General features: G+C 62.7%; 21 protein-coding genes, 1 tRNA gene and 1 riboswitch. Of the genes, 17 read left to right on the top strand and 5 right to left on the bottom strand.

All coding sequences use genetic code 11. From position 1 onward, the window contains the following. Positions 1–34: 34 nt before the first annotated feature. From C1720_RS10100 to C1720_RS10095, 3 genes are read right to left on the bottom strand one after another with little or no spacing between them, the layout of a single operon-like run. Positions 35–226, bottom strand: a complete 192-nt coding sequence (locus tag C1720_RS10100) for a hypothetical protein (protein WP_102284106.1) — start codon at positions 224–226, stop codon at positions 35–37. Positions 227–242: 16 nt separating this feature from the next. After that, a complete protein-coding gene (locus tag C1720_RS13805; protein ID WP_158241700.1) occupies positions 243–401 on the bottom strand; it encodes a hypothetical protein in 159 nt (52 codons plus the stop codon). Then, complete coding sequence (locus C1720_RS10095) at positions 398–1,321, bottom strand: WYL domain-containing protein (protein WP_158241699.1); 924 nt, start codon at positions 1,319–1,321, stop codon at positions 398–400. The genes C1720_RS13805 and C1720_RS10095 overlap by 4 nt, the downstream gene beginning before the upstream one ends. A gap of 18 nt (positions 1,322–1,339) precedes the next feature. Here C1720_RS10095 and C1720_RS14450 point away from each other — a divergent pair, with 18 nt between their 5' ends. The 11 genes from C1720_RS14450 (at position 1,340) to C1720_RS10035 (ending at position 13,810) form a co-directional block, all read left to right on the top strand. Continuing rightward, entirely contained in the window at positions 1,340–1,462 is a 123-nt protein-coding gene (locus C1720_RS14450; protein ID WP_255397821.1) for a hypothetical protein, read from the top strand. A gap of 147 nt (positions 1,463–1,609) precedes the next feature. Further along, positions 1,610–1,924 (top strand): helix-turn-helix domain-containing protein, encoded by a 315-nt coding sequence (locus tag C1720_RS10090; protein WP_082202797.1) that lies wholly within the window; start codon positions 1,610–1,612, stop codon positions 1,922–1,924. A 641-nt stretch (positions 1,925–2,565) separates the two neighbouring features. After that, complete coding sequence (locus C1720_RS13800; protein ID WP_158241698.1) at positions 2,566–2,850, top strand: hypothetical protein; 285 nt, start codon at positions 2,566–2,568, stop codon at positions 2,848–2,850. A 33-nt stretch (positions 2,851–2,883) separates the two neighbouring features. Next, entirely contained in the window at positions 2,884–4,269 is a 1,386-nt protein-coding gene (rseP, locus tag C1720_RS10070) for an RIP metalloprotease RseP (protein WP_102284102.1), read from the top strand. A 16-nt stretch (positions 4,270–4,285) separates the two neighbouring features. Next, the gene (gene bamA / locus C1720_RS10065) at positions 4,286–6,583 is read left to right on the top strand and encodes an outer membrane protein assembly factor BamA (protein WP_102284101.1); all 2,298 of its coding nucleotides are present in this window, start codon (positions 4,286–4,288) and stop codon (positions 6,581–6,583) included. A 33-nt stretch (positions 6,584–6,616) separates the two neighbouring features. Beyond that, complete coding sequence (locus tag C1720_RS10060) at positions 6,617–7,144, top strand: OmpH/Skp family outer membrane protein (protein WP_102284100.1); 528 nt, start codon at positions 6,617–6,619, stop codon at positions 7,142–7,144. 35 nt (positions 7,145–7,179) lie between these two features. Further along, on the top strand, positions 7,180–8,184 hold the full coding sequence (gene lpxD / locus C1720_RS10055; RefSeq protein ID WP_102284099.1) for a UDP-3-O-(3-hydroxymyristoyl)glucosamine N-acyltransferase: 1,005 nt from the start codon (positions 7,180–7,182) through the stop codon (positions 8,182–8,184). Positions 8,185–8,243: 59 nt separating this feature from the next. Further along, positions 8,244–8,687: a 3-hydroxyacyl-ACP dehydratase FabZ gene (fabZ, locus tag C1720_RS10050; protein ID WP_102284098.1), complete on the top strand. Its 444-nt coding sequence runs from the start codon at positions 8,244–8,246 to the stop codon at positions 8,685–8,687. Positions 8,688–8,731: 44 nt separating this feature from the next. Beyond that, complete coding sequence (lpxA, locus tag C1720_RS10045) at positions 8,732–9,523, top strand: acyl-ACP--UDP-N-acetylglucosamine O-acyltransferase (RefSeq protein ID WP_102284622.1); 792 nt, start codon at positions 8,732–8,734, stop codon at positions 9,521–9,523. Positions 9,524–9,588: 65 nt separating this feature from the next. Beyond that, positions 9,589–9,782: riboswitch (cobalamin riboswitch) on the top strand. Between the two features lie 418 nt (positions 9,783–10,200). After that, positions 10,201–12,558 carry a ribonucleoside-diphosphate reductase subunit alpha gene (locus C1720_RS10040; RefSeq protein WP_158241697.1) on the top strand — a complete coding sequence of 786 codons (2,358 nt, stop codon included), beginning with the start codon at positions 10,201–10,203 and terminating at the stop codon, positions 12,556–12,558. A gap of 136 nt (positions 12,559–12,694) precedes the next feature. Then, positions 12,695–13,810, top strand: coding sequence for a ribonucleotide-diphosphate reductase subunit beta (locus tag C1720_RS10035; protein ID WP_050714482.1), 1,116 nt, complete (start codon positions 12,695–12,697; stop codon positions 13,808–13,810). A 230-nt stretch (positions 13,811–14,040) separates the two neighbouring features. Here C1720_RS10035 and ppsR read toward each other — a convergent pair whose 3' ends face one another. Further along, a complete protein-coding gene (ppsR, locus tag C1720_RS10030) occupies positions 14,041–14,862 on the bottom strand; it encodes a posphoenolpyruvate synthetase regulatory kinase/phosphorylase PpsR (RefSeq protein WP_102284095.1) in 822 nt (273 codons plus the stop codon). A 419-nt stretch (positions 14,863–15,281) separates the two neighbouring features. Here ppsR and C1720_RS10025 point away from each other — a divergent pair, with 419 nt between their 5' ends. The 4 genes from C1720_RS10025 to C1720_RS10010 all read left to right on the top strand — a co-directional run bounded on the left by C1720_RS10025 (position 15,282) and on the right by C1720_RS10010 (position 17,709). Next, complete coding sequence (locus C1720_RS10025) at positions 15,282–15,938, top strand: PepSY-associated TM helix domain-containing protein (RefSeq protein ID WP_102284094.1); 657 nt, start codon at positions 15,282–15,284, stop codon at positions 15,936–15,938. A gap of 114 nt (positions 15,939–16,052) precedes the next feature. Then, on the top strand, positions 16,053–16,595 hold the full coding sequence (locus C1720_RS10020; RefSeq protein WP_439650756.1) for a DUF2271 domain-containing protein: 543 nt from the start codon (positions 16,053–16,055) through the stop codon (positions 16,593–16,595). A gap of 150 nt (positions 16,596–16,745) precedes the next feature. After that, positions 16,746–17,546 carry a DUF4198 domain-containing protein gene (locus tag C1720_RS10015; RefSeq protein ID WP_102284092.1) on the top strand — a complete coding sequence of 267 codons (801 nt, stop codon included), beginning with the start codon at positions 16,746–16,748 and terminating at the stop codon, positions 17,544–17,546. 87 nt (positions 17,547–17,633) lie between these two features. Beyond that, positions 17,634–17,709 (top strand) — tRNA-Lys (locus C1720_RS10010). An 86-nt stretch (positions 17,710–17,795) separates the two neighbouring features. On the opposite strand, the gene C1720_RS10005 is transcribed toward C1720_RS10010, so the two are convergent. Continuing rightward, positions 17,796–18,245 (bottom strand): hypothetical protein, encoded by a 450-nt coding sequence (locus C1720_RS10005; protein WP_102284091.1) that lies wholly within the window; start codon positions 18,243–18,245, stop codon positions 17,796–17,798. 246 nt (positions 18,246–18,491) lie between these two features. Between C1720_RS10005 and C1720_RS10000 the strand changes: the two genes are divergently transcribed. Both C1720_RS10000 and C1720_RS09995 read left to right on the top strand, forming a co-directional pair. Continuing rightward, the gene (locus C1720_RS10000) at positions 18,492–19,265 is read left to right on the top strand and encodes a ferredoxin--NADP reductase (RefSeq protein WP_102284090.1); all 774 of its coding nucleotides are present in this window, start codon (positions 18,492–18,494) and stop codon (positions 19,263–19,265) included. A gap of 841 nt (positions 19,266–20,106) precedes the next feature. After that, positions 20,107–22,593, top strand: coding sequence for an adenosylcobalamin-dependent ribonucleoside-diphosphate reductase (locus tag C1720_RS09995; protein WP_102284089.1), 2,487 nt, complete (start codon positions 20,107–20,109; stop codon positions 22,591–22,593). Positions 22,594–22,707 lie beyond the last annotated feature (114 nt).

Raw genomic sequence — 22,707 nt, 5'->3', positions numbered from 1 at the left:
GCTTGGTTGATGAAAATGCCTGAACGCCTGTGGCTTACAGTTTCAGGCTGGCGGTGATTCTTTCCAGCGCTGTGGCCTCGCGCGATTCAATCTCGCGGCAGCCGCATTGGGGGCAATGGTCGAACCATTCCACGCCGGCTTGCAGGGCGTCGCTTTTGGGGCTGACGGTTTTGCGCCATTGGCATTTCGGGCAATGCCAGGTGGTAGGCGGGGGTTTGATGGGCATGGTTTTCTCCTTGCATTTACTGTTGGGAATGGTTCAATATCCGCAGCGCGGTTTTGAGCGCCATGAAAATGCCCCAGATGGTGCAGGCCAGTATGAAGATGAAAATGCCCAGAATGACAAAGCGCCAAAGCAGCAACAGGGCCACGGCAAGCATCAGGGCGGTCAGAAAATTCATGGCTGCTCCTTGGCTGGCTTTGCGGTTTGTTTTTCAGCGGTTTTCCCGGCTTTTTTCCCGGCCCGTGTTTTTGACGGCTTTTCAGAACGGGTTTTGGCGCGGTTTTCGGGCAGCCATTGCCGCAGGGTTTCCTGCACGCTGAGGATGAGTTGCTCGTCCCATTCTTGGGGTTCGAGGATGCGCACGTGGGGCATCCAGTAGCGCACGATGGGCAGCAGCTGCTGCGGGTGGTGGATGGTGGCGGTGACCAGCAGGCTGCCGTCGGCGTCGGCGCGGGTGATTTGGCCGGGCAGCAAATCGCGCCGGGTGAAGTAGTGCGCGACGGCGGCGGCCACGCGCAAGGTGGCTTCCACAGGCTGCCGGGTAAACCAGATGTCGGGCTGCCGCTCCAGGTAGGCAAGGTGCTCGGGCTGCGGGGCGAAGCTCGCGTGCTCGTCCACGCGCAGCGCTTCGATGCGGGCGACGCTGAAGTTTTTGAGCTGCTGCGCGGCTATCTGCGCGCCTGTTTGTGCGTTCAGCTCGGCGGCGGCCAGGTACCAGATGCCGTTTTTGTGAATCAGGCGGTAAGGGTGCGTGTGGCGCGGCTTGCCCTTGTAGGTGAACTGGCAGGGGCGGTGCTGCTGCACGGCTGTTTGCAGCTGCTCAAAGGTGCGGCTTTGCCCGCGCAAGTCTTCTTCCGGCACGGGCTGCACGTGCAGGCCCCGCTCGGCGGGGCGGGTTTCGATTTGCCCGATCAGCCAGGGCAAGCTGGCGTCGGGGAACAAGGCGGCGGCGCCTGCCAGCTGGCCGTATTCGCTCAGGTAGCGCGCGGGGATGGTGCTGCGCCGGGCAGAGGCAATGCGCCATTCGCCTTCGGGCGTGCGCTCGGCGATGCCTTTGAGGCGCTCGAACAAGTCGCGCTCGATGGTGCGCACGTCCACGCCGAATTGCTGGGCGAGTTGCTGTTTGTCGAGGATGTCGCCCTGGTGCAGCAGGGCGATGATGTGCGAGAGGCGCTGGGCCAGTTTTTCGCCCTTGGGGCGGGCAGCGGCGGGTGCGGGCGCGGCGGGCGATACCGCTGACGCAGCGGGTGCGGCGGCAGGCTTGGGTTTGGCGGTGTTGCGAGAGGGATTGAAGTTGCGATGCCGGGCAGTTTAGGAAGAGGTTGCGACAAGTTGTGTCGCATATGCAGAGGGGAGATAGCTTGAATTTCGTGAATATGTTAGCGCATGTATCTTTTGATTGTGCCGGATACGTGCGGCTCCGGCGGCATGCCTGGCCGCACGCTCATGCGCATGGCGGATGGGGTCGATCAGGCGCTGGGGCAGGCGCTGCGCAAGCTGCGGACAGAGCGGGGCTGGAGCCAGTCCGATCTGGCTTTGCGCGCTGACATGGACCGCAACTACCTTTCGCTGATCGAGCTGGGCCGCAACAGCCCCAGCGTGCGCATGCTGCTGCGCCTGTGCCTGGCGCTGGATGTGCGCGCGGCCGATGTGCTGGATGACGTGGAGCGCCGCATGGCGCTGCTGAAAGCGCGGGACTGAAGGTGAAAGCCGCGCGGCGCTGGCGCGGCAGGGGCCGGGCGGCAAGCTGGCGGTCTGCGCCGCGCCCAAACCCCGCGCCTGTCATCCGCGCCCTGAGCCGCCCGCCGCCCCGGGCTGCACTACTGGCGGCGCGCGCCAGCAGGCGAGCCGCCCTGCCTGCCGAAGAAGCTGTCATTTGCCAGGACGAATGGCTCATCGTGGCTGGCAAGCCTCATTTCATGCCCGTCACGCCCAGCGGCCCCCTTCGTCCGGCAGAGCCTGCTGGCCCGCCTTCGCCGCAAGCTGGGCCTGCCCGTGTCAAGCCCCATTCACTGCATTGACTGCAATACCACCGGGCTAGTGGCCTTCGCCGTGCAGCTTCCCGCGCCGCCTGCCAGCAGCTTTTCTGAACAGATTCTCAGCCAGCGGCAAGTCAGCCGCACATGCGAGGCCATCGCGCCGACGCTCCCGGGCTGCCTGGCCGCCCTGCTCCGCCGTCCGCGCGCCGCAGCCGTCTGCTGCACCATGAGCACTTTTTCACCATGCACGGAGGCTGAAGGCACTCCCAGCAGCGAAACGCGCATGGCCCGCCTTGCGCCCCCTGCAACTGCTGGCGCGCCGCCTGGCCTTTGCCGACCCTTTCACCGGACCGCCGCGCGAGTTTGAAAGCCACCTGGCGCTCAGCGGCCTGCGCAAACGAAGCCGCCGCCCAGCAGCGGCCCAGCCAACGCGCCTGCTCACGGCTACGCTCCCCAACACAAGCTGGCCGGTATCAATCCTTAAAAAGAGGAGCGGATTTGAATGCGTTCAAATGCCGCCTGGCGCAATTTGTACTAGGACTTAATGCTATTGAAACAGTAGCTGAATTGCACCACCTGCTTCTTGTTCATGCCTTGCTGTTCCAATTCGTTTTCTTCGCGGCCAGTCTGGCAGCGGTGCCGCCTTGAAATTGTTTCGCGCGTTCCCTACTTGCTCCCTTCATGCTGACTCTTCTGTCTTTTCTCGTTGTCATCTGCGTTCTCATTGCCGTGCATGAATGGGGGCACTACCGCATGGCCGTGGCTTGCGGAGTGAAGGTGTTGCGCTTTTCCATAGGCTTTGGCAAAACGCTCTGGAGCTGGAAGCCGAAAAAGCCGCGCCCCGGGCAGGACACCGAATTTGTGATTGCCGCCATTCCCTTTGGCGGCTACGTGAAGATGCTCGACGAGCGCGAAGGCGAAGTGGCGCCGCAGGAGCGCCATCGCGCTTTCAACACGCAGCCGCTGCGTGCGCGGGCGCTCATCGTCGCGGCCGGGCCGGTGGCCAATCTGGCGCTGGCAGCGGCGCTTTACACGCTGATTGGATGGGTTGGCATTGACGAGCCGCGCGCGCTGCTGGCGCCGCCTGCCGCTGGTTCATTGGCGCAAAAGGCCGGCTTGCAGGCGGGCGATGAGGTGCGGCGCATCACCCTGGCTGGCGGCGGCGCGCAAGAGGTGGCCTCGTTTGAAACCGTGCGCTGGCTGCTGACGCAGGGCGCGGTGGATGGCGTGGACGTGACGCTGCAAATCAACCGCGATGGCGCTGAAAAGGACGTGCTGCTGCCCCTGTCGCAACTGGCGCGCCGCGAGCCTGACGCGCAGATGTTTCGCGAAATCGGCATCGCCTCGCCCTTGCGCCAGCCTCTGATAGGCAGCGTGCTGCCAGGCGGCGCGGCTGAAAAAGCCGGCCTGAAGGAAGGCGACCGGGTTTTGCGAATGGGCCATGTGCCGGTCACGGATGGGCAGCAGCTGCGCGAGCTGATTCGCGAAAGCGGCGCCCGTGGCGCGCCGCCTGCCCAGGAGTGGCTGATTGACCGCCACGGCCAGCGCCTGAGCCTGAGCGTGCAGCCCGAGCTGGCGCAGGAACAGGGGCAGCCCATTGGACGCATCGGCGCAATGGTGGGGGCCGCGCCTGAAATGACGCTGGTGCGGTATGGGCCGGTGCAGGCGGCAGTCAGGGGCGTGGCCAAAGTGTGGGAAACCTCCGCGCTCACGCTGCGGCTGATGGGCCGCATGGTGATGGGGCAGATTTCACTGCGCAACATCAGCGGGCCTGTGGCGATTGCCGGATACGCGGGGCAGGCCGCGCGGCTGGGGCCTGTCTACTTTCTGGGGCTGCTGGCCTTTGTCAGCGTGAGCCTGGGTGTGCTCAATCTGCTGCCGCTGCCCGTTCTGGATGGAGGGCACCTCATGTATTATCTTTGGGAGGCTGTAACAGGGCGGCCGGTTACAGATGCATGGATGCAGCGCCTGCAAAAAGGAGGCGCTGCTTTGCTTTTCGCCATGATGCTGCTGGCCCTGTACAACGATATTGCCAGTCAAGGCTGGCTGGGACTGCCTTCTCTCTGAATTACCAGTTTCTTGCATGACAACCCTGTTGCATCGCGCGCGTTTGCGCACTCTCTCTACGCTGGTGGCGGCTGCTCTGGCATCGCAAATGGCGTGGGCCATCAACCCTTTTACCGTGCGCGACATCCGCGTGGAAGGCTTGCAGCGTGTGGAGCCGGGCACGGTGTTCGGCTCCTTGCCCTTGCGCGTGGGCGACACCTACACGGATGAAACCGGATCGGCGGCCATCCGCGCGCTGTATGCGCTGGGCCTGTTCAACGACGTGCGGCTGGATGTGCAAGGCGATGTGCTGGTGGTCATCGTGCAGGAGCGCCCGACGGTGGCGCAAATCGATTTCGCGGGCAACCGCGAGTTCACCAAGGAGGTTCTGCAAAACGCCCTGCGCGACGCGGGCATGACCGCAGGCCGCCCCTATGACAAGGCGCTGATTGACCGCGCCGAGCAGGAAATCAAGCGCCAGTACATCAACCGCAGCCTGTATGGCGCTGAAGTGCAGACCACCGTCACGCCCGTGGCGCGCAATCAGGTGAACCTGGCCTTCAACATTACCGAAGGGCAGCCCGCGCGCATTAAAGACATCCACATCGTCGGCAACCGTGTTTTCAGCGAAAGCAAGCTCAAAGACTTGTTCGACCTGGATACAGGCGGCTGGCTGAGCTGGTACACCAAGAGCAACCAGTATTCGCGCGCCAAGCTCAATGCCGACCTGGAGGCGCTGCGCAGCTACTACCTGACACGCGGCTACCTGGACTTCAAGATTGACAGCACGCAAGTGGCCATGTCGCCTGACAAGGAGTCCATGTCCATCACCATCAACATCACCGAGGGCGAGCGCTTCGTTGTCTCCGGCGTGCGGCTGGAGGGCAACTACCTGGACCGCGAAGACGAATTCAAGTCGCTCGTCACCATCAAGCCGGGCGAGCCGTACAACGCTGACGAAGTGACAGCCACGACCAAGGCATTTACCGAACAGTTCGGCAACTACGGCTATGCCTTCGCCACGGTGAATGCGGATACCGAAGTCGATTCCGGCAATCACCGCGTGGCTTTCGTCATCAAGGCTGCGCCGGGCCGCCGCGCCTACGTGCGCCGCATCAATATCGAAGGCAACACCAAGACGCGCGACGAAGTGATTCGCCGCGAGTTCCGCCAGTTCGAGTCTTCCTGGTACGACGGCGAAAAAATCCGCCTCTCGCGCGACCGCGTGGACCGCCTGGGCTTTTTCACTGACGTGGGCGTGAGCACCGCCGAAGTGCCTGACGCGCCGGATCAGGTGGATCTGGTCGTGACCGTAAAGGAAAAACCCACGGGCAGCGTGCAGATTGGCGCGGGCTATTCATCGGCTGAAAAGCTGTCTTTTACTTTCGGCCTGTCGCAAGACAACGCTTTTGGCTCCGGCAATCAACTGGATCTGCAACTGAACACGGGCAAGTACAACCGCACGGTGGTGGTGAGCACGACCGATCCGTACTTCACGTCTGATGGCGTTTCGCGCACCGTTGAGGCGTACTACCGCAGCGCCAAGCCTTACCAGGATCAGGGCGGCAACTATCGTTTGATCACGATGGGCGCGGGCCTCAAGTTCGGCGTGCCGGTCACGGAGCAGGACACGGTTTACCTGGGCGTCAATGCGGAGCGCACCGAAATCCGCACGGGCACCAACATCCCGGCAGCTTACCTGGCGTATGCCGAACGCTTTGGCTACAAGAGCACTTCCTTTCCGTTCACGGTGGGCTGGTCGCGCGACACGCGCGACAGCGCCTTGGCGCCCAATGAAGGCCGCTACCAGCGCCTGTTCGGCGAACTGGGCCTGCTGGGCGATGCGCGCTACGTCAAAACCAACTACCAGTACCAGCAATACGTGCCGCTTTCCAAGCAATACACGCTGGCCTTCAATGGCGAGCTGGGCTGGGGCAAGGGCCTTTCCGGGCAGCCGTTTCCGGTGTTCAAGAATTTCTATTCAGGCGGCCTGGGTTCCGTGCGGGGCTTCGAGCAGGCCACCCTCGGTCCGCGTGACGTCACCGGCTCCTTCATTGGCGGCGCGCGCAAAATCACGCTCAACACCGAATTCATCACCCCGTTTCCGGGCGCGGGCAATGACCGCACTTTGCGCCTGTTCGGCTTTGTGGACGTAGGCGCGCTGCTGGGAGAGCACGAAAAAATCGAGCGCGATGCCTTCCGGGCCTCCGCAGGCGTGGGCGTCAGCTGGATATCGCCCATGGGGCCGCTGCGCTTTGCCTTTGCTGTGCCTGTCCGTAAAAAAGCGGGCGATAGAATTGAAAAATTCCAGTTCCAGATTGGCACTTCCTTCTGAAATCCGAAATCGTTTTTGTCACCTTCTCAAGATATGACCATCAAGACCACTACTCTCCCCCGCCATCTTCTGCGCGCTTCGCTTCTGTCCGTCAGCATTGTTCTGGCTGCGCCAGCCTTTGCGCAAGGCGCGCGCATTGGCTTCGTCAATTCTGACCGCATGCTGCGCGAAGCCGAGCCAGCCAAGGCCGCTCAGGCCAAACTGGAGCAGGAGTTCTCACGCCGCGAGAAAGAGCTGAACGACGCAGGCAATGCGCTGCGCGCTGCTTCTGAAAAATTTGAGCGTGACGCGCCCACCCTGTCCGAAAGCCAGCGCAGCCAGCGCCAGCGCCAGTTGCTGGAGCAAGACCGCGAATTCCAGCGCAAATCGCGTGAATTCCAGGAAGACCTCAATGCCCGCCGCAATGAAGAGCTGCAAGCCGTGCTCGATCGCGCCAACCGCGTGGTCAAGCAAGTGGCCGAAGCTGAAAAATATGACGTGATTCTGCAAGAAGCCGTCTATCTGAATCCCCAACTGGATATTACTGACAAGGTCATCAAGGCCCTTAATGCATCCAAATAAATGCTTTTGCTGAACGATCGCACACTTCGAGCGCTGTGAGCCTTTCTCTCGCCGCCATTGTTGAGGCCCTTGGTGGCGAGTTGCGAGGAAATCCAGAGCGCGAAGTGGCGCGTTTGGCTTCATTGGAAACAGCCACGCCTGCCGACATCAGCTTTTTGGTGCCGAATCCGAAGCTGGCGGGCTTGCTGGCACAGACGCAGGCCGGGTGCGTCATCGTCGCGCCTGCCATGCAAGAGGCGGCAGGCGCGCGAGGCGACTGCATTGTTGTCTCAGACCCTTATCTCTATTTCGCCCGCCTGACCCAGCTCTGGAAGCGTACGCACTTGCCGCCAGAGCCGGCAGGCATTCACCCCAGCGCTGTAGTGGAGGAAGGTGCGCAAGTTCATCCGACTGCCCGTGTGGGCGCTCTATGCTTTGTGGGCAGCGGCGCACGGATTGGCGCGCACACTGTCTTGCGCGAGCGCGTCATGGTGGCATCGGGCTGCACGATTGGCGAGCGCTGTCTGATTGAAAGCGGAGCGGTGATTGGCGGCGATGGTTTTGGCTTCGCGCCGCATCAAGGCCAATGGGTCAAGATTGAACAGCTGGGCGGCGTCCGCATTGGCAATGATGTCGAAATCGGCGCCAACACCTGTATTGACCGTGGCGCGCTGGACGACACCGTCATTGAAGACGGCGTCAAGCTCGACAACCTCATCCAGATTGGCCACAACACGCACATCGGCGCTCATACGGCCATGGCCGGCTGCGTGGGCGTGGCGGGCAGCGCCCGCATTGGCGCGCATTGCACGGTAGGGGGGGCGGGCATGATCCTGGGGCATCTCGATATCGCCGATCACGTCCACATTTCCGCTGCCTCCATGGTAGCGCGCTCCATTACCAAGCCGGGCCAATACACCGGCTTTTTCCCCATCGACGACAACGCGGCATGGGAAAAGAATGCCGCCTCGCTCAAGCATCTTCATGCTCTGCGCGAACGTGTCAGACAACTTGAGAAAAAGTTGGCGGAAAACGGCGACAATGCCCGGCTTTCCGGCTGAAGGGCCGCCGCAGCGCGGCGGCCGGGCTTTTTGCCCCATCACCAAAAAGATTCAACGACATCATGGACATCCACTACATCCTTGAAAAGCTGCCGCACCGCTATCCGTTCCTGCTGGTTGACCGCATTCTTGATGTCGATCTTGAAAACAAGTCCCTGCGCGCGCTCAAGAACGTCACCATCAACGAACCCTTTTTCACCGGCCACTTTCCTTCGCGTCCCGTGATGCCAGGCGTGCTCATGGTCGAAGCCCTGGCGCAGGCCTCGGCGCTGCTGGGCTTCATGGTCGAAGGCATTTCGCTGGATGACGACACGCTTTTCTACTTTGTGGGCGCGGATGGCGTGCGCTTCAAGCGTCCCGTTGAACCGGGCGACCAGCTCACCTTGCACACCACATTTGACCGCGTTCGCGGCGGCATCTACAAATTCCATTGCAAAGCCATCGTGGGCGACGAGCTGGTTGTGGAAGCCTCCATCATGTGCACCATGCGCCGCGTGCGCTGAACCTCTTTTTTCCGGCCTTTTCACGCCTTTGCCAAGCGCGCGCCGTGGCAGCCATTCATCCCACCGCCCTCATTGACCCTGCGGCTGAGCTGGCGGCAGATGTCGCCGTCGGCCCCTATGCCGTCATTGGCCCCCATGTGCGCATTGGCGCGGGCAGCCGCATTGGCGCGCACTGCGTCATTGAAGGCCGCACCAGCATCGGCCCCGGCAACCGCATCTTCCAGTTCGCCAGCATTGGCGCAGCGCCGCAAGACAAGAAATACGCAGGCGAACCCACCCGTCTGGAGATCGGCGCGGGCAACACCATCCGCGAGTTCGTCACCATCAACACCGGCACCGTGCAAGACGCCGGCGTCACCCGCCTGGGCGATGACAACTGGATCATGGCCTACGTCCACATCGCCCACGACTGCCAGCTTGGCAGCCACACCATCCTGGCCAACGCCGTCCAGCTCGCGGGCCACGTGCATATTGGCGATTGGGCCGTCATCGGCGGCATCACCGGCGTGCATCAGTACGTGCGTGTGGGCGCGCACGCCATGGCGGGTTTTCAAACCCGTCTCTCGCAAGACCTGCCGCCCTTCATCACCGCATCCGGCAATCCCGCCGCCGCCCAGGGCATCAACGTCGAGGGCCTGCGCCGCCGGGGCTTCTCGCCAGAGCGCATCGCTGTCATCAAGCACATGTACCGCCTGATCTACCGCCAGGGCCTGCCGCTGGATGCCGCCCGGCAGGCCATCCAGGCGCAGTCCGCCAGCGGTGATGCCGATATGGCCGCAGACGCCCGCCTCATGCTCGGCTTTCTCGCCAATGCCAGCCGTGGCATCGTGCGCTGAAGCCGCCGCGCGGCGCTTTCGCCCGTGCCACAATCCGCGCCGCTCGCCAGCCATCTTCCAGACGGCTGGCGTTCTGCCTGACAGGTGCTCCACGGCCATGCCACGGAGTTAAACGGGAAGCAGGTAAACCAAGCCTGCGCTGCCCCCGCAACGGTCAGCGGATCAGCAACGCTGCCAAGAACCCGTTCAATGCCTGTCCGTGAGAGAACCCGGCCGTCGAACCGCCCTGAAAGCCACCGGCCCTTTTTGCTATTGATTCAATAGTATGAGGTCCCGTAAGAATGTGCGATAAAGGCGTTTTCATGGCCCTGAATTTGCTCTCAAAAGCGAAGTAAAACGCGCCAGCTCCGGGCCGCGCCCGGCTTGCGTCTTCGCGCTCACGGACAGGTGGTGAACAGGTTCTGAAGCCCGCGCGCGCCATGCGCAAAGGCGGTCACTGCCCCCTTCATGGGGCGGGAAGGCCCGGCGGCCTTGCGCCAGCGCCCTCATGAAGGGGCATCTGGCAATCCGCAAGCCCGGATACCGGCCTGCCTGGCATGGCTGTCGGCGGCTGCGGGTGTGCGGCGGGCCGGACGGGTTTCGCTCCTGGCCCAACGCGCCTGCTTTGGCCCCAACCCTGTCCGCGCCAGCTCTGCCTTGCCCCGGCTTTGTGCAAATCCATTCACGGGGAGAGCGCATTGCTCAAAACCATCATCAAGCGCGACGGGCGCGAAGAACCCTTCATACCCGCCAAAGTCAACAGCTGGTCCATCTGGGCCAGCGAGCAGCTGGGCGAGCGGGTGGACTGGTCCTCCGTCGTCATGGAGGCGATGAGCCACTTTGGCGACAAAACCACCAGCCAGGACCTGCAAAGGCAGCTCATCAAAATCTGCGTGCAGAAAAAAAGCTGGCCCTACAGCCTCATGGCCGGGCGGCTTTACGCTGCTGTCACGCGCAAGGAAATCTACGGCAGCAGCACGCACATGCCCACCATTCGCGCCGTGCAGCAAAAACTGGCCGCAGCGGGCCTGATGCGCGAGCTGGACTACAGCGAAGACGAATACGCGCAAATCGAAAAATTCATCGATCACGCGCGCGATTTTGAATATGCCTATTCACAAATCCTGCAATTGCGCAAGAAATACGCGCTCATGAACCGCGTCACGCGGCAGGAATATGAATCGCCCCAGTTCATCTACATGCGCATGGCCATGGCGCTGGCTGAAGACGAGCCGCGCGAAGAGCGCCTCAAGCACATCGTCAATTGGTACAACCATTTTTCATACAACCGCATCAACGCCCCCAGCCCCAATTACATCAACCTGGGCACGCGGCTCAATGGCTACGCTTCCTGCTGCGTTTACAAGGCAGGCGACAGCCTGCATTCGCTGGCCATTGGCGACCATATTGCGTATGAAATGACGGGCATGAGCGCCGGCATCGGCGGCATGATTTCCACGCGCACGCTGGGCGATCCGGTGCGCGGCGGCGTCATTTCGCACCAGGGCAAACTGCCGTATTACCGCGCGCTGGCTTTTGCCACCAAAGCCAACCAGCAGGCCGGGCGCGGCGGCGCCTGCACCAGCTACTACTCGGCGTTTGACCCTGAAAACACCACCATCGCCCTGCTGCAAAACCCCATGTCCACCGAAGACAAGAAAATCCGGGAGCTGCATTTCGGCGTCATGTACAACCGCCTTTTCACCAAAAAAGCGGCGCGCAATGAAGAGGTTTTTCTCTTTACCGAATATTCGGCGCCTGATTTGTGGCACGCCATGTTTTCGGGCGACCAGGACCATTTCGAGGCGCTTTATGAAGCCTACGAGAAAAATCCCGATTTCCCAAAAAAAACCATCAGCGCCCGTGATTTCGTCGTGCTCGCCCGCCAGCAGGCTTATGAATGCGGCACGCATTATGAATTGTGGATCGACGAAGCCAACCGCCACACGCCTTTCAAAGACCCCATTCACAGCAGCAACCTCTGCAATGAAATCGCGCTGCCCACCAAAGAATACTGGCGCATGACCGACCTTTATTCGGACGAAGACAAACCCGAATCCGGCGAAATCGCCATCTGCGCGCTCTCCGCGCTGGTCGTCTGCAATATCCACAGCGACGAGCAATATGCCTCCGCCGCCTATTACGCGCTGAAAATGATCGACAAATGCATCGACATGTCCGACTACCCCTTTGCGCATGTGGCGATGACGGCCAAGGCGCGCCGCAGCGCCGGCGTGGGCATGATGGGCGTGGCCACCGAGCTGGCGCGCAAAAACCTGAAATACACCACGCAAGCGGGGCGCGATCACTGCCACTGGCTGGCCGAGCGGCACTATTACTTTGCGCTCAAGGCCAGCCTGCAACTGGCCCGCGAAAAAGGCAATGCGCCCTGGATGCACAAAACCCGCTGGCCCGAAGGCTGGCTGCCGATTGATACCTACAAGAAAACCGTGGATGAAATTGCAGCTCCCCGCTACAGCTACGACTGGGAGGCGCTGCGCCGGCAAATCGTGGCGCAGGGCGGCATCCGCCATTCGGTTCTCGTGGCGCACATGCCCACCGAATCCAGCTCCAAGGCCGCTGGCGTGCCCAACAGCATTTATCCCATACGCGAAATCACGCTGAAAAAATCGGACAACAGCAACGTGATTGACTGGGTCGCCACCGATTCCGATTTGCTGAAAGACCGCTACGAGCTGGCGTGGAATATCCCCACGCTGGACATGATCAAAATCTACGCCATTTTCCAGAAATTCACCGACCAGGGCATCAGCGCCGATTTCTGGCGCGACCGCGCCAGCGACCCCGTGGTTTACACCGACGAAATCATGGAAGAGCACCTGGCCATGTGCCGCTACGGCATGAAAGGCCGCTATTACCAGAATTCGCTCACCAGCGACCAAGGCAAAAGCGCCACGGTGGAAAGCCGCATGGCCGAAAAAAGCCGCCTTTCCGGTTTGGCGCCCGTTTTGGCGCCAGCGCCAGAAAACCCGGATGGCGATTTTGAAATGGCCCCTGACGAGCGCGGCTGCGCCAGCGGAGCATGCAGCCTGTAAAGGGCTTGATTTCGCTCCTTGTTTCATAGCAGCACCTCCTCACGAACACTGCGGCAACCGCATTTTCAACGGGCCTGAATCTGCTCCTCTTTTCAATGCGCTGCCGCCTTCATCCTTCCATTTCACAGGCATTGCCATGACCCAGCCCAGCATTCCCGAATCCATTTTCAACATTCACAAGAGCGACTACAAAAGCACCGATCTTTTTCTCGGCCAGCCCGGCGGCCTGCTCGATTCCATCAACCGCCCTTATCCGGAGCTTTTCGCCATGTACAAGAAAATGCTCTCGCTGCGCTGGGACGAAAATGAATTCGACTACGCCTCGTGCAATAGCGAATTCAAAACCTGCTCGCGCGGCATGTATGACGCCATGATTTACAACCTGGCCTACCAGTGGGAAGCCGACACGGTGGCCAGCAAAAGCATCGTGCCCATACTGGCGCCTTTCATCACCAATTCGGAACTCTGGGGCGTGACGCTGGCCATTGGCGCCAATGAATACCTGCACGGCCTCACTTATTCCGAAATCGTGCGCAACAGCTTCGACAACCCGGACGAAGTATTCAACGAAATTCTCTCCATCACCGAAAGCTTTCACCGGCTGGAGAAAATGGCGCAGGTTTTTGGCGAGGTTTACACGGTATCGCACCGCTATGCGCTGGGCCAGGCCAGCGGCGAAGAGGCATACGCCGCCGTCATGGCTTTTTATGTGGCGCTGTATTGCCTGGAGCGCATTCAGTTCATATCCTCATTCATCGTGACCTTTGCCTTTGGTGAAATCGGCATGTTCGTGCCCATTGCCAAAGCCATCCAGAAAATCTGCCAGGACGAGTTTGAAGTGCACCAGCGGCTGGACCAAATGGTGATTCGCATCGAGCTGAATACCGCGCGCGGCCAGGCCTGGCTGGCGCAAAACCGCGAGAAAGCGCAGGCCATCGTCACCGAAATCACGCAGGCCGAGCTGGACTGGTCGCAGTTTCTCGGCAGCCAGGACCGCGAGCTGCCCGGCATCACCGTCAAGAAGCTTCAGGATTCGGTCATCTTCAACGCCCAGCCCGTCTATGAAACCCTGGGCCTGGGCAGCCCCTTTCCCCGCGTGGCGGCCAACCCGCTGCCCTTCGTGGAGGAATGGATGAACGTGAACGCCATCCAGGCCGCCCCGCAGGAAGAGGCGGGCCGCAACAGCGCCTACCTCATCGGCAGCATCATCCCGCGCCACACGGGGCGGGTGTATGACACGGACGGGCTGTGAAAAAAGGCCAGGAGCCTGTCCAAGGTCCGTCTGCGGGTGCGGTCTGCGGGCGCGAAAAGCGCGGATCCGGGCGCTCTGCTGCTTTGCAAAGCCTTGGCGGGCCGCAAGGCTTCAAGGCCCCTGCCCTTCCCGATTCGCAGCCCTTCATGAGCAGACTCCGGGCAGGTTCAGGGGCGGATCAAAGGCCGCGCATCCGGCTTTTCAGGCCGGGCGCGGGGCGGGGCGGGCGCTCAGTATCCCAGCCGCTGCGGGTGCAGCTCCTGCAAGATGGTGGTGGCGATTTCTTCGATGCTTTTGGTGGTGGTGGACAGCCAGCGGATGCCGCTGCGGCGCATCATGGCTTCGGCTTCGCTGACTTCCATGCGGCAGTTTTCCAGCGAGGCGTAGCGCGAGCCGGGGCGGCGTTCGCTGCGGATTTCGGCCAGGCGCTGCGGGTTGATACTCAGGCCAAAGAGTTTGTGCCGCCAGGCCAGCAAGGCGGGGGGAAGCTGGCGGCGCTCGAAGTCTTCGGGAATGAGCGGGTAGTTGGCGGCTTTCAGGCCGTGCTGCATGGCCAGGTACAGGCTGGTGGGCGTTTTGCCGCTGCGGCTGACGCCGACGAGGATGACATCGGCGCTTTCCAAGTCGCGGTCGCTTTGGCCGTCGTCATGCGCGAGGCTGAAGTTGATGGCTTCAATGCGGTCGTGGTACTCGCGCGATTGGCTCACGTCGGCAAAGCGGCCCACGCGGTGCAGGCTTTTGACGCCCAGCTCCTGCTCCAGCGGCTGCACGAAGGTGGCGAAGGTGTCCATCAGCATGCCGTGGCAACCGGTGCGGATGACTTCGAGCACTTCGCGGTCCACCAGCGTGGAAAAGACGAGCGGGCGCTGGCCTTCGGTTTCGCAGACGTGGTTGATCTGGCGCAGGGCCTGGTGGGCCTTGTCGGGCGTATCGACGAAGGGCAGGCGCACGCGGCGCACGGCGATGTCGAACTGCGCGAGGATGGCGTTGCCAAAGGCTTCGGCGGTGATGCCGGTGCCGTCTGAAAGAAAGAACACGGTGCGGGCGGTCATGGCGGTTTTTTTGCAAGAGGAGGGCAGACGCCGGGCAGTGTATCGGGCGGCAGGCGGCTGGATGTGCTGAAAAACAGGAGCAAATCAAAAGGGTGAAAAAAGGCTTTTGCGCTGTTTTCACTAGGACGTATCGCTATCAATAGAGAAGCGAAATACGGACTGCCTCAGCGTTGGGAATGTGGCCCGGATGGCCCTTTTGCCTGCCCGCGCCGCCGCAAAGGGCCGAGGGGCGCGGCTGGCAGAAGCCCGGCGCTTGATGGGCACAAGGGCGGCGGGGTTTCAGCAATGCAAATGGCTTTCATCCCTAGAATGCGCGGCCCGCCGGCCTGGCTGCTTCCGGCCATTTCTTCCAGCTTTGCTTCCGGCTTTTCTTTGTTCTGGCGCTTCTTTGCCCTGGCGCCTTTGTCTTCATCGCGTTCATGCCGCCGTCCTCATCCGCCCCGCCTGATTTGCAAGCCGCGCGCCGCCGCGCCCGCTGGCTGCGGCTTTTCACGGTGTGGCACTGGGTGAGCGCGGCGCTGTGCCTGCTGGGCATGGCGCTGTTTTCCGTGACGGGCATCACGCTCAACCACGCAGGGCAGATTGAATCGGCGCCCAAGGTGAGCACGCGCCGCGCCAGCGTGCCTGCCGCCTTGCTGCAAGCCGCGCGGGCCGCCGATCCGCAAGACGCCAAAACGCCCGCGCCCCTGCCCGCTGATGTGCAGGCCTGGATACGCCGCGAGCTGGGCGTGAGCGTGCAGGGCCGCAAAGCGGAGTGGGACGCGGGCGAAGCCTACGTTTCCCTGCCGCGCCCCGGCGGCGACGCCTGGCTGCGCATCGACCTGGAAACGGGCGATCTGGAATACGAGCAGACCGACCGGGGCTGGATTGCCTGGCTGAACGATCTGCACAAGGGCCGCCACACGGGCGCGGCCTGGCGCTGGTTCATCGACTTGTTCGCCATTGCGGCGCTGGTGTTTTCAGCCACGGGCCTGCTCATCATGAAGATGCACGCGGCCAGCCGGCCCATGACCTGGCCCATCACCGCGCTGGGTGTGCTCATTCCCGCGCTGCTGGCCATCTGGATGGCGCATTGAGAGTTTTTGATGGAGCGCCTTGGATTGACCGCTTTGGCCCGATGGCCCCTGAAGGCCGCCGCCCTCCGCTTTTCATCCACTTCCCCCTGAACCTGAAGAAAAGGAGCAATGCACATGAAAAAACCCCTCTGCGCCCTGGCCCTGGGTAGCGCGCTGGCCGCGCCCGCGCTGGCCGCCGGGCTGGACGTGAGCGTGGAAATTCCGCGCCTGAACGTGGCCGAATACCACCGCCCTTACGTGGCCATCTGGGTGGAGCCTGCCGACGCCAAGGCCGATGTGCCCGGTACGCCCGCCACGCTGGCCGTCTGGTACGACGTGCGCGTGGCCGACGGCGACAGCAAGGGCACGAAATGGCTCAAGGACATGCGCCAGTGGTGGCGCCGCGCGGGCCGCAATCTGGACATGCCCGTCGATGGCGTCAGCGGCGCCACGCGCCCCTCTGGCGTGCAAACGCTTTCTTTCACCGCCGGCAGCGGCCCCCTGCCCAATCTGCCCGCCGGCAGCTACAAGCTGATGGTGGAAGCGGCCCGCGAAGTCGGCGGCCGCGAAGTGCTCAGCGTGCCGTTTGACTGGCCCCCGAAAGCCGCCGCCCAGGCGCAGGCGCAGGCGCAAGGCAGCAGCGAGCTGGGCGCGGTGCGCGTCACGCTCAAGCCCTGACCGCAGGCTTGCGAAAAGCCTGAATTCGCTCCTGAATCCATAGCATGATGTCCTAGTGGAATCTGCGCGAAGGCCGTTTTCAGCCTTCTGGATTCGCTTCTCTTTTTGAACCTGTTCATCTTCTCTCAACCTCCGCAAAGGACTTGCGTCATGAAACTCGCTCCCCGCATTGCCGCCGCCCTGCTCGCCCTGGGCCTGACCGCCGCGCAGGCGCACAACGTCTGGCTGCTGCCTTCTGCCACCAGCCTCTCCAAGCCCGAATGGGTCACGGTGGATGCCGCCGTGGCCAACGACCTGTTTTATTTCAACCACTTCCCGCTCAAGCTCGACCACCTTGCCATCACCGCCCCCGACGGCAGCCGCGTGGAGCCGGACAAGCCCTTCACCGGCAATTTGCGCAGCGTTTTCGACTTCAAGCCCGCCCAGCGCGGCACGTATCGCGTGGCCATCGTCAATGCAGGCGGCCTCACGGCCATTTACAAAGACGGCGAAGGCAAACCCAAGCGCTGGCGCGGCACGCCCGAAAAATTTGCCGCCGAAGTGCCCGCCGACGCCAAAGACCTGGAAGTCTTTGAATCCAGCCTGCGCGTGGAAACCTTCGTCACCGTCGGCAAGCCCAGCGCCATCACGCCCAGCGGCAAGGGTCTGGAGCTGGCGCCCGTGACCCACCCCAACGACCTGGCCCCGGGCGAGCCGGCCACCTTTGCCATGCACCTGGACGGCCAGCCCGCCGCCGGGCTTGAAATCAAGGCCGTGCGCGGCGGCACCCGCTACCGCGACAAGCTGGAAGAAATCAAAACCGCCACCGACGCCAAGGGCCAGTTCACCCTCACCTTCCCGCAAGCGGGCATGTACTGGATTGACGTGGACGCCGACGACGCCAAAACCACCTTCCCAAAAGCCCAGAAGCGCCGCCTGGCCTACGTGGCCACGGTGGAAGTGCTGCCCTGAGCGCACGGGCGGCGCCAGCCGGTGAGCCTATGAAATAGGCTGTGCTACAATCCGCAGCTTTCTTGCTCCGGCAAGGAAAAACGGCCAGGGTCGTTAGCTCAGCTGGTAGAGCAGCGGACTCTTAATCCGTCGGTCGTAGGTTCGAACCCTACACGACCCACCATCTGGCCCGTTTTTGAAGCAGCCCGCTGATTCGTTTGAACAGCGGGTTTTTTTATTGCCCGCGCTTTCGCGGCATGAAAGCCGCCATCAAGCCGGCGGCTTGCCGGGGCGGACCGTGGCCTTGATTTGCAAGGTGCGCCCGGCTTGAGCATCGCGCACGGCCGTTGTGGCGGGCTGGTTCATCTGCAAGTCCATCTCGAAGCGGCCCCGGGCGCGCCAGTCCAGCGAGTCGATCTCCCTGAAGGACAGCTCGCCTTGCAGCCTGACGCGGCCGGGGCGGGCGGCGTCGCATTCGGCCACCAGGTCCAGGCGTTCCACGCGATCGCCCGCTTCTTTTTTGAAGCTGAGCTTGCGGCCGGAGCGGGCTTGCAGCTGGGGCGCGAAAAGCGGCCGGCCGCCATCGGAGATTTCCAGGACGATGTCGATGAGTTCGCCTTCGGGTTCACCTTCAGATTGCGCTTGCCGGGCGGCCGCCAGCGCGGGCAGGCAGGCAAGCGGAGCGGCCGCCAGCAGGCGGCAAAAAGAGCGGCGGTGCATGCGCGATTCCTTTCTCGGCCATTGAAAAGCGCGCCATTGTGCGCAGCCTGCTCGGGCGGTTTTGCGGTGCGTCAGCAATCGGCGGCTTGGCGGCTGGCAGGCGCGCCGGTCTGCGCGGCGGCCGTGAGGCGCATGCGAAAATGCCCGCCACTGCTGCGGATGGATTGCGAGAAGCAGCAGACGGCAGCGGGCCAGCCTCTCTGGCCCGCCTTTTTTGTTTGTCCGCCTTCTGACTGACTCAACGAAATGGCTGCTTTCAACGACGAAAAAGTCCTCACCGTCCACCACTGGACCGACCGCCTCTTTTCCTTCACCACCACGCGCAGCCCGGGCCTGCGCTTTTCCAACGGCCATTTCACGATGATTGGCCTGCGCGTGGATGGCAAGCCGCTTTTGCGCGCCTACTCCATCGTCAGCCCCAACTATGAAGAAACGCTGGAGTTTCTGAGCATCAAGGTGCCCGATGGCCCGCTGACCAGCCGCTTGCAGCACATTCAGCCGGGCGATACGGTGATCGTCGGCCACAAGCCCACCGGCACGCTGCTGACGGACTATTTGCTGCCGGGCAAGCGCCTGTATCTGTTTGGCACGGGCACGGGGCTGGCGCCGTTCATGAGCATCATCCGCGACCCTGATGCCTACGAGCGCTACGAGCAAATCGTGCTGGTGCACGGCTGCCGCCTGGTGGCCGAGCTGGCCTACCGCGACTACATCACGCACGAGCTGCCGCAGCATGAAATCCTGGGCGAGATGGTGCGCGACAAGCTCAAGTACTACCCCACCGTCACGCGCGAGCCGTTCCAGACGCAAGGGCGCATTCCCGATCTGATTGAAAGCGGCCAGATGGCGCGCGACTTGGGCCTGCCCGAACTCAACCCCGCCGAAGACCGCGTGATGCTTTGCGGCAGCCCGGAAATGCTCAAGTCCCTCAAGGCCGTGCTTGAAAAGCGCGGCTTCAAAGAGGGCAACACCACCCAGCCGGGCGACTACGTGGTCGAGCGTGCTTTTGTGGAGCAGTAAAAGCCCGCTTAAAGACTGCGGCTCATGGCCCGCGCGTCTGTGCCTGTGCGACGCACCGCGCGGGCAGACGGCATCGAAAAAGAGAGCGAATTCAAGCGGCTGAAAATACCGTTTCGCGCAGTCCCTCCTAGGACATGACGCTATGGATAAAGGAGCAAAATAGCGCCTTGCCGCGCGATGGCGCCGCCCGTGCCGCTTCTCCGCCTGCATGCGCCGCCTGCACCTTGCCCCCGTTCCGAAACCTTTCGCGGCCAAATCAGCTTTCCACAAAAGCTGGCTTGGCCTGCGAAAACCAAAGGACGGTATCGAGCGGCCATGCTCCGGCACGAATTTCAGGGTTCCTGCTTGGCTGATTCCGTAGAGCCATATCAGAAACAGGAGCAAATCCAGACCCATTAAAAAGCGGTTTCCCGCTTATTTGGCGGCGATGGTTTGCTATTGAAGCAAGAGCGAATACACGCTTTTTTCTTCAGTATTACCCGCTGTCCGCACGCCCTCGCCCGGCTGGCGAAGCGCTGCCGGATGCCCGCATCCGCCTTTCCGTTGGATACACATTGCCATCTTTGAAATCGCCCGCCGCACGGGCCTTTTCAATGCTGGAAAAGCTGCTACAGAAACCGCAGCAAACCTGTGGATGGGGAATATTTAGCCCGCTTTCATGCGCCCCGAAACGCATCCGGGAATGCCACAATCCGCCCCGTTTTTTCCAGCGCTGGCCATCTGTTTTCCGCCCTTTCCGCCAGCCTCCGGCGTCTCACGCCTGTGCAGCCGTCTCTCCCCGGTTTTCCCCTCTGCGGCACATGCGCAGAGGATTGTTTTTTCTTTCGCTCCTTGCCCGCCCATGAAACATGAAGACATCGCCGCCAGCCGGCTGGAATTGCCCGTGCAGCCCATCAGCCAGGACGTGCTGGCCGAGAAATACCTCAAGAAAGAGGAAAAAACCGAAGACCAGCTCTTCGCTCGCGTGGCGCGCGCCTTGGCTTCCGCCGAAAAACCCGCTCTGCGCGCCGAATGGGAAGCCAAATTCCTGGCCAACCTCAAGGCGGGCGCCATTGGCGCGGGGCGCATCATGAGCGCGGCGGGCACCGACATTCAGGCCACGCTCATCAACTGCTTTGTGCAGCCCGTGGGCGACGCCATCCAGGGCGTGGCCGACGATGGCTACCCCGGCATTTACGAAGCCCTGCGCGAAGCGGCCGAAACCATGCGGCGCGGCGGCGGCGTGGGCTATGACTTCTCGCGCATCCGCCCCAGCGGGGCCGAGGTCAAGGGCACCGCCTCCATCGCTTCCGGCCCGTGCAGCTACATCAACGTGTTCGATCAGAGCTGCGCCACCGTGGAAAGCGCGGGCAGCCGCCGTGGCGCGCAAATGGGCGTGCTGCGCATTGACCACCCGGACGTGCTCGACTTCATCACCGCCAAGCGCACGCCCGGCCGCTGGAACAATTTCAACGTTTCCGTCGGCGTGACCGACGCCTTCATGCAGGCGCTGGAGAAAAACGCCGACTGGGAGCTGGTGCACAAGGCGCGCCCCGGAGCCGCCCTGCGCGAATCCGGCAGCTACCAGCGGCAAGACGGCCTGTGGGTTTACAAGCGCCTGCCCGCCCGCCAGCTGTGGGACACCATCATGAAGTCCGCCTACGACTTCGCCGAGCCGGGCATCTTGTTCATCGACGCCATCCGCCGCGACAACAACCTCAACTACTGCGAAACCATCGAGGCCACCAACCCCTGCGGCGAGCAGCCCCTGCCGCCCTACGGCTGCTGCGACCTGGGCCCCATCATCCTCACCCGCTTCGTGCGCCACGCCTTTGGCGAAGGCGGCGAGCCGGTGTTTGACTTCGACGCTTTTGAAAAAGTCGTCGCCACCCAGGTGCGCGCGCTGGACAACGTGCTGGATGTCACCTTCTGGCCGCTGGAGCAGCAGCGCGCCGAAGCCGCCGCCAAGCGCCGCATTGGCGTGGGCTTCACGGGCCTGGGCAACACGCTGGCCATGCTGCGCCTGCGCTATGACCGCGACGAAGGCCGCCAAATGGCCGCCCGCATCGCCGAAGCCATGCGAAACGCCGCCTACCGCGCCTCCATCGAATTGGCCAAGGAAAAAGGCGCATTCCCCCGCTTTGACGCCACCCAGTACCTGGGCCAGGGCACCTTCGCCAGCCGCCTGCCGCAGGACATTCAGGACGCCATCCGCAAGCACGGCATCCGCAACAGCCACCTGCTGTCCATCGCCCCCACCGGCACCGTCAGCCTGGCCTTTGCCGACAACGCTTCCAACGGCATCGAGCCGCCCTTTTCCTGGACCTACACCCGCAAAAAACGCGAAGCCGACGGCTCCCGCAGTGAATATCAGGTGGAAGACCACGCCTGGCGCCTCTACAAGGCGCAAGGCGGCGATGTGAACCATCTGCCCGACTACTTCGTCAATGCCCTGGCCATGACCGCCGAAGAGCACATCGCCATGATGCAGGCCGTGCAGCCCTTCATAGACACCTCCATCTCCAAAACCGTCAATGTCCCGGCCGACTACCCGTATGACGACTTCAAGGACCTCTACGCCAAAGCCTGGAAGGCCCGCCTGAAGGGCCTGGCCACCTACCGGCCCAACGCCATCGTCGGCTCCGTGCTCGAGGCTGCCCCCGCCGAAGCGCCCAAACAGGAAAACGCCGCGCCCGCCAGCCCGCGCCACGGCCATGCGGACGACCCCATGCGCACCGTCATTGAAAAACGCCCCACCGGCGGGCTGCCCGCCGTGGCCGAAAAAATCGACTACTGGACCAGCGAAGGCCCGCAGCGCCTCTACCTCATCGTCACCTTCCTGCCCATGCCCACGGCCGACGGCAAAGGCACCGTGGAGCGCGCCATCGAATTTTTCATGCCCGTGGGCCAGAACGGCGAATCGCAGCAATGGATCACCGCCACCATGCGCTCGCTCAGCCTGGCCGCGCGCGGCGGCTTTCTGGACCGCGCGCTGGAAGACCTGCGCAAAGTCACGTGGGACCGTGGCCCCGTGCGCCTGGGCACCTACCAGAAGGCCGACGGCACCCGCGTGCCCCGCTGGCACGACAGCGAAGTGGCCGCCATCGGCTATGCCATTGAAGACCTCATCGCCCGCCGCGCCCAAGGCTCGCTCTTTGCCGAAGGCGATTTGCCCGCCGCAGAAACCTTGCAGGCCGCCAAGGACGCGCCGCAAAGCGACGGCGCCCACGCCATCACCCCCGGCATGATGGCCGGCAAGAAATGCACCGAATGCGGCGCCCGCGCCATGATTCGCAAAGACGGCTGCGACTACTGCACCCAGTGCGGCTTCGTCGGCAGCTGCGGCTGACTCCCGCTCCCGCAGCCAAGTCCGGCCCGCGCCGGACTTTTTTGTGCATGGCTCCCATCGCCCGCAAGTCCTGGCGCAGACTGGATTGGCAGCTATCTTTTTTGAAGCGAGCGG

The sequence above is a fragment of the Ottowia massiliensis genome, from assembly GCF_900240305.1.
GTDB lineage: Bacteria > Pseudomonadota > Gammaproteobacteria > Burkholderiales > Burkholderiaceae_C > Ottowia > Ottowia massiliensis.
This window is presented reverse-complemented; position numbering and strand designations above follow the sequence as displayed.